Genomic DNA, 13,013 nt, shown 5'->3' on the forward strand with positions numbered 1-13,013 from the left:
TCCCGCACGCAAGCCGGCTACGTTCGCGGCATCTGCGGCGACGTCGACAGCATCGATTCGACCGTTCGCCGCGCGTAGCCGATGAATGCGGCGAGGGGTTCGCCCGACAGGATCGCCGTGCCTTCCTCGCCGCCTAGATAGGCGGCGCGCGCCGCCGCTACAACCGGACGGTACGTTTCCGGCAGACGCTCCAGCGCCCATGTCGCGGCGACGTCCTTGGGCGCGATCCTGCCGGTCGCGGCGCTGTACCAGATGCGCGCGAGCGCGAGCACCACGTTGCACTCATCGCCGCGCCAGCCCGGTTCGGCATGCCACTGCGCGACGGTCGCCAGCAACGCGGCGACAAAATCCCCCGCGGGCACCGGCTCGAGCAACGCAGCAGCCGGCGGACCAACCAGCGCGACACTGTGCTGCCGCACCTTCGTCAACAGGATCGCCAGATCGTGATCGACGAGCGCCGGCTCGACGATGCCGGCTTCGAGATCGTGACGCAGCCACTCGCCGAACTGCAGTTCGCGCCGCGCCGGATGACGCCACGGCACGATTTCGTCGTGCGCGACGACGGTCACTTCCAGTGCGCGCATGCCACCTGCGCGGCCGGGCGGCGTCGACACGGCGAGCAGGCCGAGCATCAGCGCACGCCGCGTCGGCTCGTCGGGCCGGGCCGACACCGTCGCCAGCAGGTCGATGTCGCTGCGCGGTTTCAGTCCGCCGTCGAGCGCCGAGCCGAACAGGTGGATCGCGTTCAGCGTCGCGCCGAGATGCCGCTCGATCGTGTCGCATGCGGCGGCGACCTGCGCCGCGATTTCGTCGGGAATGGTTTCAGTCACGATGCGCGTGTCTCGCGACGCGTACGCAACAGCCGCAATCGGCGCGGCGAGCGCGAGCCCGTGTGAGTGGATCGCCGTTCGTCATGGCGCATGCACGACACGGCGTCGAGCGTGCATCACGCGTCGAAACGGACTTTCCGCCATTTCGCTTCTGCACTTCTGCACTTCTTCGCGGCCGCGCGCTTTGCGCAGCGCAATAAAAATCCCCGCACGCTTTCGCGTACGGGGATCGTCGGACTTCGCAACGGCTGCCGAATGCATTCGGCAGCCGCCGCGCGGCATTACGCTGCCGCGTCCTTCAGCTTCTTCAGCGCACGTGCCTTCACGCGCACGCTGGCCGGCTTCGCCGGGAACCAACGCTCTTCGCCCGTGAACGGATCCTTGCCGAAGCGCTTCTTCTTCGCCGGCACGACTTGTGCCGTGATCTTCAGCAGACCCGGCAGCGTGAACTCGCCCGCGCCCTTCTTGTGGACCGAGCCGAGCACGACGTTCTCGAGTGCGACGAGCACTGCCTTGACCGCCTTCACTTCGACAGCTGCGCGCTCAGCGATGTGCGTTGCGAGCGATGCCTTCGTGAACTTGTCCTTCAGCGGCGTCGGAGCGGCCGGTGCCGCCTTCGCGACAACCTTCTTTGCCACTACTTTCTTCGCGGGCGCAGCCTTTTTGGCAGCCACTTTCTTGGTGGCGGGTGCGGCAGCCTTCTTGGCCACCTTTTTTGCGGAAGTCGCCATGTTTCTCCTACCAGGTGTGGTCGTTGGATACACGAAGCGTGCAACGCGCGCGCTTCAACGCCGGATTCTACAAGCGCCGTGACGCTTCGTGCAGTACTTTTGTGCGTTTTCGCGGGGTTTCCCGCAGGTTTTTTTGCATGCGGGCGGTTTCATCGACGCTCCAGCATCAAAAAACGCCTTCACGTATGCATCCGAACGCGAATTACGTTCGATATTTGCGCACCTATACTGGGCTCGCTCAATGCCCGGATGCCTCCATGCGCGAAGCCCGATACGTCAAAGGACTCGACGGCCTGCGAGCCCTCGCCGTCATCCTCGTTTTCCTGTCCCACAAGGGCCACGTCCTTGCCGTCGACGTCGGCAAGCTTGGCGTGTGGACGTTTTTCCTCATCAGCGGATTCCTGATCGTCGGCGAGCTGCATCGCAATCGCCAGGCGGTCGAATGCGGCACCATGACGCGCCGCCATGCGCTCGCACTGTTCCTCGCGAAGCGCGCGCTGCGGATCTTTCCCGTCTATTACCTGCTGCTCGCCGCGCTCGCGATCGCGCACGCGCTGTTCTACCAGCGCGGCGTCAATCTCGGGCTCGCGTGGCACGCGGTGTTCCTGTCGAATTACTGGATCGGCGTCGTGAAGGACGGCTGGCCGGGCTCCACGTCGCACTTCTGGAGCCTCGCGGTTGAACAGCAGTTCTATCTGATCGCACCGCTCGCGCTGCTCGCGGTGCCGGCCGCGCGACACGTCGCGCTCGGCATCGCGGCCGTCGTGCTGTGCGCGCTCGCGCATCTCGCGCTCTACCTGTGCGACGCGTCGCCGGTGCTGATCTACGCATTTTCCCCGTGGAATTTCGCGCTGATCGCGCTCGGCGGCGTCGGCGCGATGGCGCTTGCCGGACGCGGCGCGGCCGCCGTGCGCCGCGTGCCGCCCGGCTGGCTCGGCGCGGCCGGCGTCGTGTTCTTCCTCGTGCTGCCCGCATGCACGGCACTCCCCGACGCGATCGCGGGGCTCGCGGATCTCGGCCTGTCCGCGTCGCTCGGCGCGCTGCTGCTGTGGATCGTCAGCGAACCCGAGCATCCGGTCGTGGCGCTGCTCGACTGGGCGCCGCTCGTCTATCTCGGCACGATCAGCTACGGCTTCTACCTGTTCCACAACCTGATTCCGACGCGCTTCGGCGTGCTGCCCGCACACTTCGCGCACGGGGCAATACCGGAAATCGTCCGCGAAACGCTGCCCGAGATGCTGCAGTTCGCGCTCGCCGTGCTGCTCGCGCACCTGTCCTGGCGCTACCTCGAAAAGCGGCTGCTCGACTTCAAAAAGCCGGTCGCCGCGATGCTGGCCCGGCGGTTCGTCGCACAGCCGGGCACGTCGGCACGTTGAACGCCGCACCGATACGGATACGATCGAACGGGAAAACCGCGATTCGGGCCACACCCGGAAGCCGACACCTGGCCAGCGTGGCGTGGCGCCCCGTCATCGACCGGCACCGGCAGAACCGCTGCGGCACCGAACATCGACGTGCAGCGCGCAATCGAATCGCGACAGAGGCCGCACGGTCGCCCGCCGCGGCACCGGTTTCAGGCGTGACGCCCATGCTTGCCCGAGCGCCCGGCTCCGCACGCGGCAACGCTCGCGCGGCAAACCCGCCACCGCACTCACGTCGACGGTGCGCACCGGAATCACGCATCCGCTCGCCCGTATACGCAAAAAAGCCCCGGCGCGCGAGCGGCCGGGGCCAACGGAACAACCACCACCTGAAACAACGGAGCGCGAGGCTGCTTAGGCGACAGCAGCCAGCGCGGGCAAGCAGGTACGCAGGTAGGCCTCGAATTCGCGGCTCACTTCCGGATGCTGGAGCGCGAGCTCGACGGTGGCCTTGAGATAGCCGATCTTGCTGCCGCAGTCGAAGCGCGTGCCGTAGTAGCGATACGCGAGCACCTGCTCGTTCGCGAGCAGCGACTGGACCGCGTCGGTCAGTTGCAGCTCGCCGCCGGCGCCCGGCTTGAGCTTGCGCAGGTGATCGAAAATCGTCGGCATGAACACGTAGCGGCCGACCACGCCGAGATTCGACGGCGCATCCTCGGGCGCGGGCTTCTCGATGATGCCCGACAGCTTGATGATGTCCTCCTCCCATTCGCGGCCTTCGACGACGCCGTACGAACGGCTGTCGTCGCGCGCGATCGTCTCGACCCCGATCACCGAGCTGTGATAGTGGTCGAACACGTCGACGAGCTGCTTCAGCACCGGCTGTTCGCCGTGCAGCAGGTCGTCGGCGAGAATCACCGCGAACGGCTCGCCGTGCACCAGCTTCTCCGCGCACAGCACCGCGTGGCCGAGGCCGAGCGCTTCCGGCTGGCGCACGTAGAAGCAGTTGACGTGGCTCGGCTTGATGCCGCGCACGAGCTCGAGCAGCTTTTCCTTGCCGCGCGCCTCGAGCTCGGCCTCGATCTCGTACGACTTGTCGAAGTGATCCTCGATCGCGCGCTTGCTGCGCCCGGTGACGAAGATCATCTCGGTGATACCGGCGTTGATCGCTTCCTCGACCGCGTACTGGATCAGTGGCTTGTCGACGACGGGCAGCATTTCCTTCGGGCTCGCCTTCGTTGCCGGGAGGAACCGCGTGCCGAGACCGGCAACGGGGAACACGGCCTTGGTGACTTTCAACATGTTCGCATCCTGATTGCGTTGACTGCGCCGCGTCGACCAGCGACCCGGCGCGATTGTGTTCCGAACGGCATATCGAGAATCGACGGTACTGCCAATTCGACTCCGCTCATTATCGATATGGACTGATTGCCCAATGATTCCGGAAAAAATATAATCCTTTCAACCCGGTCGATATTGCCGAACCGAGTGCCGAGGCAGAAACAAATTACCGATTTTCCAGATACAAATTCTTACGATTCGAATTCCTCGATATAGGGCACGCCGCCCCGTTCGAGCCCCGGGCGAATCGGTTCGTTCTTCAGCGCCTCGCGGTACGCCGACAGCACGGCCATGACCAGCAGTACTGCAGCGCTCGCGATCCAATGCATGTCCATCTTGCCGCTCCTTGCATCAATCAACTGGAGCTTCAAACTATCAGAAAAAAATCGGTAAATAATTGACCCGCCTCGCGGAACCGCTTTCCGAACGCGATAAACCCATGATGTGGAATACCGATATTTCCCGGTGAGATTTTTTTATTCATTGATCGAATTCTTGCGCATTACGATTGGATGAAACTTCCCGTCCATCCGTCGCAAGGAATCGAATCGCATGCAAGCTTTCAGCGGATCGTCTCTGACCGCGCCGCCCGTCGCCGACCACAAGGAACACGTGATCGACGCGATGCGCGGCTTCGCGGCGCTGCTCGTCGCCTATTTCCACTGCCGGCAGGTCGTCTGGGTCGGCATGCAGAGCTTCCATCACGCTTACGGCCATGCGCTCAACCCGGGCGCGATCGCCGGCTACCTGACCTTTCCGTTCGCGTGGGGCTCCGCCGGCGTGCCGATCTTCTTCGTGATCAGCGGCTACTGCATCCACCGCAACGCGGCGCTCAAGCTCGCGGCCGATCCCGCGTACCGGCTCGACGCGCCGAACTTCTGGATGCGCCGGTTCGCGCGCATCTACCCGGTGCTGCTCGCCGCGCTGCTGTTCACGCTCGCGCTCGACTCGGTCAGCCTGCAGATCGAGCCCGTCAGCCACAAGATCCGCGACGTCGGCCTCGTCGCGTTCCTCGTGAACCTGTTCTCGCTGCAGGGCGTCGCCGGCTACACGTACGGGTCGAACGGCGCGCTGTGGACGCTGTCGCTCGAAGTGCAGTTCTACGCGATCTACCCGCTGCTGTTCGCGGTACGCCGGCGCATCGGCATGCCGGCGGTCGTGGCCGCGGTCGCGCTCGTCAACGTCGCGTCGGCGTGGCTGCTCGAACGGCACGACCTGCAGTTCTTCACGTCGTACTGGCTGTCCTGGACGATCGGCGCGTGGATCGCCGACGTGCGCGCGCAGTCGCCGCGCGACGCGGCCGCCGCGCCGTCGCGCGCGTGGTACGGCGCGGCCGCCGTGCTGCTGGCCGCCGGCTGCGGCGCGTTCCATTTCGGCCAGTACGGCGCGTTCCAGCTCTGGTCGGCCGGCTTCGCGTGCTTCCTGTACCGCGCGCTCGCCCGCCCGCCGCGCACCACGCCGCCGCTGCGCGTGCTGAGCTGGTTCGGCGATTTCAGCTATTCGCTGTACCTGATTCACCTGCCGCTGTTCGTCTGCCTCGGCTCGGTGCTGTTCCATTCCGAACTGCAGTTGTCGATCTGGCCGTCGTTCGCGTTCATGGCCGCCGCGATCCCGGTCGCGTACCTGTTCTACCGGATGTTCGAACGGCCCGCGATGACGTGGTCGGCCAGCTTCAAGCCGTCCCGCCCCGCCCGCGTCGTCGCGACGGCGCCCGAACGGGCCGCCTGACCCGGCCGGCCCGGGTTTCCGAGCCCCCGCGTGGCGCCCCGCCGTGCGGGGGCTTTATCGTGGCCTGAGCGCGTCGGCACGCCGGGTTGACCGGATGGGCAGGCCTCCGGCGTCGGGCCGCGCCACGACCCGCCTGGGCCGTCCTCGGCCTGCTTTCGCTGCGCGGGATGCCTTGGGCACCGTCTTCTCGGGTCGTCTTCTCGGGTCGTCTTCTCGGGTCGTCTTCTCGGGTCGTCTTCTCGGGTCGTCTTCTCGGGTCGTCTTCTCGGGTCGTCTTCTCGGGTCGCCTTCTCGGGTCGCCTTCTCACGCCGCCTACTCGCGCTTACTTCTCGCGCTTACTTCTCACGCTGCCTTCTCGCGCCGCCCTCTCACGTCGCCTTACCCCGCCGCCGTCTCGCATCGCCCGCCGCTCGCCCAACGGCGATCGTGCAAGCACGCGCCCGCCACGCTACACATCGCCCTGCCCGCCACTCGCCCGACCAGGCTCCCGCGCGGAAAAGCAAAGCCCCCACGCAGCGCATTGCCGCATGAGGGCTGGTTCCCGGGGCGACTCGCGCCGGCTACTGTTTTTTCGCGTTCGCGGCCTTCGCCGTGTCCGCGAGAATCTTCTCGACCCGCTCCACGTAGGTTTCGGTGCCGAACCGGCGCACCGCCGTCGCCCGCCCGCTCGCGACGAGCCGCTCGCGCAGCGCCCCGTCGCGCTTCAGCGTATCCAGCGCCCCGGCCAGCGCGGCCGCATCGCCCGGCGTGCAGAGCAGCCCGTTGTCGCCGTCCTCGATGATCTCGACGACGCCGCCCGCGCGGGCCGCGACAACCGGCCGGCGCGCGAGCATCCCCTCGACGATCACGCGCCCGAACGGCTCGGGCGTGATCGACGTATGCGCGACGACGTCGACCGCCGTCATGCACGCGGCCACGTCGCGCTGGAACCCGAGGAAATGCACGCGCTCGCCCATCCCGTGCCGGGCGACGAATTCGTGCAGTTGCGCCGCGTATTCGTCCTCGCCGAACAGCGGTGCGCCAACCAGCACCACGTGCATGTCGGGATGCCGTGCGGCGGCCTCCAGCAGCACGTGCTGCCCCTTCCAGTGCGCGAGGCGGCTGAACGAGCCGACGAGCCATGCGTGCTCGGGCAACCCCAGCCGCGCGCGCAGCGCGGCCTGGCTGACACCTTCCAGCGCATCGAACGGCTCGGCCGAAATGCCGTTGAACACGACGTCGACGTGCTGCGGCGTGAAGCCCGTCAGCGCGCGGAACGCCTGCGCGGACGCGTCGGAGTTCGCGATCACGCGCGTGACGCCGAGCCGCGCGCAGTACTTGATCGCCAGCAACTGCTTGCTGCCGAAATGGTCGGTGCTGACGATGTCGCGCAGGTGCCACACCACCGGCTTGCGCGCGAGCCGCCCGGCCAGCGCGGCGACCACCATCGCGCGCTGCGTGTTCGCGTAGATCACCTCGGCGCGGCGCGCCCGCCGCGCCACATCGCGCACGAGCCGCACGAGCTGCTTCACCGCGCCGACCGACACGCCGCCCTGCTTGCGCACGCCCGCGAGCGCGCCCTGGTCGACCACGTCGACGCGCGCGCCGATCTCGTCGAGCGCCGCACGGAACGGGCCGTCGTCGAACAGCAGCACGTCGGCGTTCGCGCGCATGTGCTTCATGATCTCGAGCAGCGACAGCTCGGCGCCGCCAAGCACGCCGCTCTGGTCGAGCACGAGTGTCGCCGGGCCGCGCGCGGCCGGCAGCGGCGCGACGGCCGTACCGCGCTGCGCGGTCGAGCCGGGCAGCGCGGCTTCCACGTAGTCGAGAAAGCGCCGCCGGAACGTATCGGCGGAAAAACGCTCCGCGTTCGCACGGCATGCGTCCGGCGTGAAGCGCTGCGGCGCGCGCTCGAAATCGTCGACGGCCGCGACGATCGCGTGCGGCGTCTGTTCGTCGAAGAAGAGCCCGGTCGGATTCCGGTTCGACTGCGGGTCGAGCACGGTTTCGAGCGCGCCGCCCTTGCCGTAGGCGATCACGGGCGTGCCGCACGCCTGCGCCTCGACGACCGAGATCCCGAAATCCTCCTCGGCCGCGAACACGAACGCCTTCGCGCGCCGCATCCGGTCGTGCAGTACCGCGAACGGCTGGTAGCCCATGATCTCGACGTTCGGGCCGGCTTTCGCGCGGATCTTCTGCATCTCGGGGCCGTCGCCGATCACGACGAGCTTGCGCTCGGGCGTCTTCGAGAATGCCTCGACGATCAGGTCGATCTTCTTGTAAGGCACCATTCGCGACGCGGTCAGGTAGAAATCGTCCTTCTCCGCGTTCAGCGAAAACGCGTCGACGTCGACCGGCGGGAAGATCACCGCCGCGTCGCGGTGGTAGACCTTCCTGATGCGCCGCGCGATGAACGCGGAGTTCGCGACGAAACCGTCCACCGCGTTCGCGGTGCGCGTATCCCAGTTGCGGATGTAGTGCAGGATCATCCGCGCGAGCAGCGATTTCGGCCCGCGCGTGAGGTTCGACTGTTCCAGGTACTGGTGCTGCAGGTCCCACGCATAGCGGATCGGCGAATGCACGTAGCTGATGTGCATCTGGTCCGGCCCCGTCAGCACGCCCTTCGCGACCGCGTGGCTGCTCGATATCACCAGGTCGTACTCCGACACGTCGAGCTGCTCGATCGCGAGCGGCATCAGCGGCAGGTAGCTGCGGTACTTGGTGCGCGCGAACGGCAGCTTCTGGATGAACGACGTCGTCACCGGCTTGCCGCGCACGAACGCTCGGTCGTCGAGGAAGTCGACGAGGCTGAACAGGTCGGCGTCGGGAAAACACGCAACGATCTGTTCGAGCACGCGCTCGGCGCCCGCGTAGGTCACGAGCCAGTCGTGGACGATTGCCACGCGCAGTGCGCGCGACGGTTGCCGCGCGCTGGCGCGCTCGGCCGGCACGGGCCGGCGCAGTGCGGCGACATCGCCGGCTTCGGCCGCGGCGGCATCGGCCGCGGCGGCATCGGCCGTGGCGAGATTCAACAAGGCGTGTTCCGCCAGATCGCGATTCATGCTGTTCTCCTCGCATTGAGACGGACAAACAGGTCACGCACGAGCGCGCGCAGCCCCGGCGTCATCGTGAGCGACCACGCGACGTTCAGCAGCAGCACGACCGCGCACATGCCGATCGACTCGACGAGCCCCGGCCATGCCTGCGCCAGAAACAGGCTCGCCAGCAGGAACGCGAGGTGCGCGAGCATGTCGAGCACGATCGCGCGCATCCGGATCGCCGACAGGTACAGCAGCACGCCGTAGTCGACGAACGCGCGCGCCGCGACGACCACCGCCGCGCCGATCAGCCCGAAGTGATGGATACCGAACCACAGGCCGCCGACGAAGAACGGCATCTGGACGAGCCCGGCAAAGGCCGCGCGGGACGGATTGACCTGCGACTGGATCAGGATGCGCGTGACGCTCGCCTGGCCGACGAGCCACACGCTGATCACCAGCACGCGGCCGACCGGCGCCGAATGCGCGGCGAGATCCGCGCCGACCCACAGCGTGAGGAACGGCGCGAGCGCGAAGATCGCGACGATGCCGACCGGCGTGAACACGCCGTTGAGGAATTCGAGCGACTGGCGCGCGAGCGTGTCCGCGTGATCGCGGCCGACCGCCGACAGGCGCGGGAACAGCGTGCGCACGAGCGCGTTCGGCAGCATGTTCAGGCGCGTGACGAGGTTCTGCGGCACCGTGTAGTAAGTGACGAACTTCGCGCCCATGCCGGCGCCGAGCATCACGCGGTCGAGCGTGTCGGCGATCATGCTCGTCGTGCTCGCGATCAGCATCCAGCCGCCGAAATTGAACAGCCCTTTCGCGGTGCCCCATTGCGGCGGATCGATGCGCCGGATCCCGAGCACCTTGATGCTGGCATGGCCGAGCATCACCGCCGCGATCAGGCGCGCGACGACCGCCGCGGCGAGCACCGTCTGCAGGTTCGGCGCGATCCACCACGCGGCGCCGAGCGGCAGCAGCTGGAACAGGAACGTGCCGATCGTCTGGTTCGTGTTGAACACGCCGAAACGTTCGGCGCCGTTGATCGCGCCGGCGAACACCCACGACACGTTCGCCAGCGGAATCGCGAGCGCGAGCCACGGCAGCGCGAGATACACCTCGTGCTGCATCGCCGCCGACACCTTCGTGAAGTAAGCGGTGTAGACGAACGCGCCGAAATAGATCAGCAGCCCGCCCACGATGCCGGTGCCGAGGTTCAGCCAGAACGCGCTCCAGAACACGCGCGCGCTTTCGTCGTCGTTGCCGCTCGCGAGCGCCTTCGAGATGTGGTTCTGCGCGGCCATGCTCATCCCGAGATCGAGGATCCCGAAATAGCCGATCAGCGTCCACACGAGGCTGACGACGCCATAACGTTCGACGCCGAGCGCGTGGATATACGCGGGCACCGTCACCAGCGACACGAAGGTCGGCAGGATCAGCCCGATGAAGTTGATCGAAACGTTCTTGAGTATGCCTTTGTCCATGCTTCTGCCTTGTGTGACGTCGTCCGTCACGGTTTCCAGCGATACATCAGCACCTTGCCGCGCGCGTCTTCCTCGACGAACACGAGGTACTCGCCGTTCTCGCGCCGGAACGCACTGATGCCGAACGGCACGTCGACCCAGCCGGATGCCTTGCCGACTTCGGCGCCCGGGCTCATCACGCCCACTTCCTTGCCGGTTTCCTTGTCGTACACGTGGATCTTGCCGACCGGCTCCACCCCGAACAGGTAGCGGCCCTCGGCCGTGATCCCGATCAGGTCGAAGATCGGCTTCGCGTCGAGCTGCCACGGCAGCGCGACCTGGTAGCGCACGACCGGCGAGCCCGTCGACCACTTGTCGAAGCGGACCAGCACACGGCCCACTTCCTTGTTGATGCCCGGCTGCGGCGGCGCGTCGGCCGTGTAACCGGTCACGTACAGCGTGTCCGTCTGCGCGTCGTAGATCGAGCGGCGCAGCTGCGTGAACGGCTGCGGCATCGGATAGGTCGTGACCTTGTCGTACGAGTAGATCGGGTTGCCGGCCTTGTCGACGCCGCCGTACTGGAAGCGGTGGATGCCGCGCACGTCGCTCGTGCGCCAGATGTCGCCCTTCGTGTCGACCCACCAGCCCCAGCCGCCCGCCTTCGCCTTGCCGGTGGTATTGATCTCGAACTCGTCGGCATCGAGCCGGCCGTTGCCGTTCGCGTCGCGCCACAGCCAGTCGCCGCCCGGCGGCTTGTTCGGCACGTTGTCGACCGGCCGCGCGCGGCCCGCGATCAAACCGGACGGAATCGCGACTTCGCCGTCGCGCTTCGCGTCGAAGCGGTAGATCTTCAGGTGATCGGCGTACATGTCCGTCAGGTACAGGAACGTGCGGCCGTCAAGGCGCCGCGCGATCGGCATGCCGGGCCACTGGTCCGTATGGAACACGGGGTCGTCGGGATACTTGAAGCGGTTCGACAGGAAGCCGACGTATTTCCAGTCCTGGCCCGGCGGCTTCGACAGGTCGAGCTCGAAGCGCTTGTTGCCCGTGTACACGCTGTTCGGCCGCGCCGGGTCGAGCCATGCGCCGTCGACGAACAGCAGCCCCTGCACCTGCCAGCGCAGCTTGCCGTCCGGCGAGTAGCTTTCGAGCACGGCGCCGAGCCCCGCACCGATCGTGTCGTGACGCGGCCCGATGCCGTTCATCGACACGTAGATGTTGCCCGTCCGGTCGACACCGACCCCCGTCAGCCCGTTGAAACGCTGCGGCCCGGGCCGGCCCGGCACCGGGCCCGCGAAGATGCCGCCGCGCTCGCCGAGCGTGCCCGACTGCGCATAACCCTTGCCGCCTTTCGAGAAGATCAGGATCTGCTGGCGCGGCCCGTTGTCCGCGACGAGCACGCGCCCTTTCGCGTCGACTGCCACGTCCACCGCGTCGGTGCCTTCCGGCAGCGCGGGGGCGTCGTCGAGCTTGCGGCCGTCGGCGCGCACGTGCGCGAGGTGCGCGGGCCCCTTGATCGTGTCCGTGAGCAGCCACAACGTGCCGTCGCCCGCGAGCGCGATGCGGCCCGGCTCGTGCGCGTTCCACGTGCCCTTCTGCTGCATCGTCTCCGCGTCGTACACGTCCACCGCGTCGCGCGTCGGATTCGTCGCGAACAGCGTCTTGTCGTCGGCCGCGAGGCCGCCGACTTCCGCCTTCTGCTCGCCCGTTTCCGAGCGCGCGGGCGCCGCCACCTCGTTCATCATCATGAAGCTCGCGGCCATCCGCGCGCGGCCGGCATCGGCACGCCCGCCAGGAGCCACCTGCGGCGCCGCGCGGAACGGCGCCGGCTGCTTCATGTCGCCGATCGTGCGGCGCGAGATGCCGAACCACTGCTTGCCCTTGTCCGGCCAGATGCCGGGCGACTGCAGGTGGCCGCGCTCGTTGCCGACACCGATCGCGACGTACGCATATTTGCTGTTCACGGCGATCGCGCTGCCGCCGAGGTTGCCCCAGCCGTGCGTGCCGCCGGCGAAGCCGAGCATCTTCCCGTCCTGGTAGACGCTCGCTTCGGCGCCGCTCTCGTCCCATGGCGCATTCGTATACACCTTGCCTTCAGGCGTCACCGCGATCGCGCGGATGTCGATCTGCGTCCAGCTGCCGTCGCCATAGCCGAACGTATTGCCGATCCACGACGTCGTCGCGGGCAACACCGTTTCGGCCGGTACGGCGCTCGTCAGCAGCGTCGCGCATACCGTCATGCCTACCAGAATCAGACGTCGCAATGCGCTTCTCCAGACTTGATGCAAGAGCGACCGGCACCGCTGCCGGCGCACCCTGTCGCTAAATGGGTTTCAAACGTCGCGATGCAGGTTACAAGTAAAAATAATCACAAGAAATTTGGAAATATTTGGGGATGTTTCCGCCTGAAATATCGAACCGGAACAGACGCGCAAAGACACCCGAAAACGGCAATTACGACCGTGTTTCGCTTTCCGGTCTGTAGAAAATGCCGCTTTTCACCGCCTGGCGGGGCCTCCCGGGCGGCGACCGTTCATC

General features: G+C 66.9%; 9 protein-coding genes. 2 read left to right on the plus strand and 7 right to left on the minus strand.

Annotated elements, in window-relative coordinates:
- Positions 1–17 precede the first annotated feature (17 nt).
- Together PQB87_RS28540 and PQB87_RS28545 are read right to left on the minus strand one after the other, a co-directional pair.
- Positions 18–830 carry an AadA family aminoglycoside 3''-O-nucleotidyltransferase gene (locus tag PQB87_RS28540; protein ID WP_489243057.1) on the minus strand — a complete coding sequence of 271 codons (813 nt, stop codon included), beginning with the start codon at positions 828–830 and terminating at the stop codon, positions 18–20.
- Between the two features lie 281 nt (positions 831–1,111).
- On the minus strand, positions 1,112–1,561 hold the full coding sequence (locus PQB87_RS28545) for an HU family DNA-binding protein (protein WP_011355701.1): 450 nt from the start codon (positions 1,559–1,561) through the stop codon (positions 1,112–1,114).
- Between the two features lie 257 nt (positions 1,562–1,818).
- Between PQB87_RS28545 and PQB87_RS28550 the strand changes: the two genes are divergently transcribed.
- Positions 1,819–2,937: an acyltransferase family protein gene (locus tag PQB87_RS28550; protein WP_059484268.1), complete on the plus strand. Its 1,119-nt coding sequence runs from the start codon at positions 1,819–1,821 to the stop codon at positions 2,935–2,937.
- Between the two features lie 399 nt (positions 2,938–3,336).
- On the opposite strand, the gene galU is transcribed toward PQB87_RS28550, so the two are convergent.
- Positions 3,337–4,224: a UTP--glucose-1-phosphate uridylyltransferase GalU gene (galU, locus tag PQB87_RS28555; RefSeq protein WP_021162860.1), complete on the minus strand. Its 888-nt coding sequence runs from the start codon at positions 4,222–4,224 to the stop codon at positions 3,337–3,339.
- Between the two features lie 230 nt (positions 4,225–4,454).
- Positions 4,455–4,598, minus strand: coding sequence for a hypothetical protein (locus PQB87_RS28560; RefSeq protein ID WP_006479318.1), 144 nt, complete (start codon positions 4,596–4,598; stop codon positions 4,455–4,457).
- Positions 4,599–4,815: 217 nt separating this feature from the next.
- Between PQB87_RS28560 and PQB87_RS28565 the strand changes: the two genes are divergently transcribed.
- On the plus strand, positions 4,816–5,991 hold the full coding sequence (locus tag PQB87_RS28565) for an acyltransferase family protein (RefSeq protein WP_233342799.1): 1,176 nt from the start codon (positions 4,816–4,818) through the stop codon (positions 5,989–5,991).
- A gap of 561 nt (positions 5,992–6,552) precedes the next feature.
- Here PQB87_RS28565 and PQB87_RS28570 read toward each other — a convergent pair.
- Genes PQB87_RS28570 through PQB87_RS28580 form a run of 3 tightly spaced genes read right to left on the minus strand, consistent with a single transcriptional unit; the run spans position 6,553 to position 12,715 of the window.
- Positions 6,553–9,033, minus strand: a complete 2,481-nt coding sequence (locus PQB87_RS28570) for a glycosyltransferase family 4 protein (protein ID WP_489243058.1) — start codon at positions 9,031–9,033, stop codon at positions 6,553–6,555.
- Positions 9,030–10,496, minus strand: a complete 1,467-nt coding sequence (locus PQB87_RS28575) for a flippase (RefSeq protein WP_060065527.1) — start codon at positions 10,494–10,496, stop codon at positions 9,030–9,032. Before PQB87_RS28575 ends, PQB87_RS28570 begins: the two co-directional genes overlap by 4 nt.
- 26 nt (positions 10,497–10,522) lie before the next feature.
- On the minus strand, positions 10,523–12,715 hold the full coding sequence (locus PQB87_RS28580; protein ID WP_489244298.1) for an NHL repeat-containing protein: 2,193 nt from the start codon (positions 12,713–12,715) through the stop codon (positions 10,523–10,525).
- Positions 12,716–13,013: the final 298 nt, after the last annotated feature.

The organism is Burkholderia sp. KL41 (genome assembly GCF_057005415.2).

What these genes read in the sequence shown, in the direction of transcription:
- PQB87_RS28545 (WP_011355701.1), bottom strand. Translation starts at nt 1,561, where the DNA reads ATGGCGACTTCCGCAAAAAAGGTGGCCAAGAAGGCTGCCGCACCCGCC.
- PQB87_RS28550 (WP_059484268.1), top strand. Translation starts at nt 1,819, where the DNA reads ATGCGCGAAGCCCGATACGTCAAAGGACTCGACGGCCTGCGAGCCCTC.
- galU (WP_021162860.1), bottom strand. Translation starts at nt 4,224, where the DNA reads ATGTTGAAAGTCACCAAGGCCGTGTTCCCCGTTGCCGGTCTCGGCACG.
- PQB87_RS28560 (WP_006479318.1), bottom strand. Translation starts at nt 4,598, where the DNA reads ATGGACATGCATTGGATCGCGAGCGCTGCAGTACTGCTGGTCATGGCC.
- PQB87_RS28565 (WP_233342799.1), top strand. Translation starts at nt 4,816, where the DNA reads ATGCAAGCTTTCAGCGGATCGTCTCTGACCGCGCCGCCCGTCGCCGAC.
- PQB87_RS28570 (WP_489243058.1), bottom strand. Translation starts at nt 9,033, where the DNA reads ATGAATCGCGATCTGGCGGAACACGCCTTGTTGAATCTCGCCACGGCC.
- PQB87_RS28575 (WP_060065527.1), bottom strand. Translation starts at nt 10,496, where the DNA reads ATGGACAAAGGCATACTCAAGAACGTTTCGATCAACTTCATCGGGCTG.
- PQB87_RS28580 (WP_489244298.1), bottom strand. Translation starts at nt 12,715, where the DNA reads ATGACGGTATGCGCGACGCTGCTGACGAGCGCCGTACCGGCCGAAACG.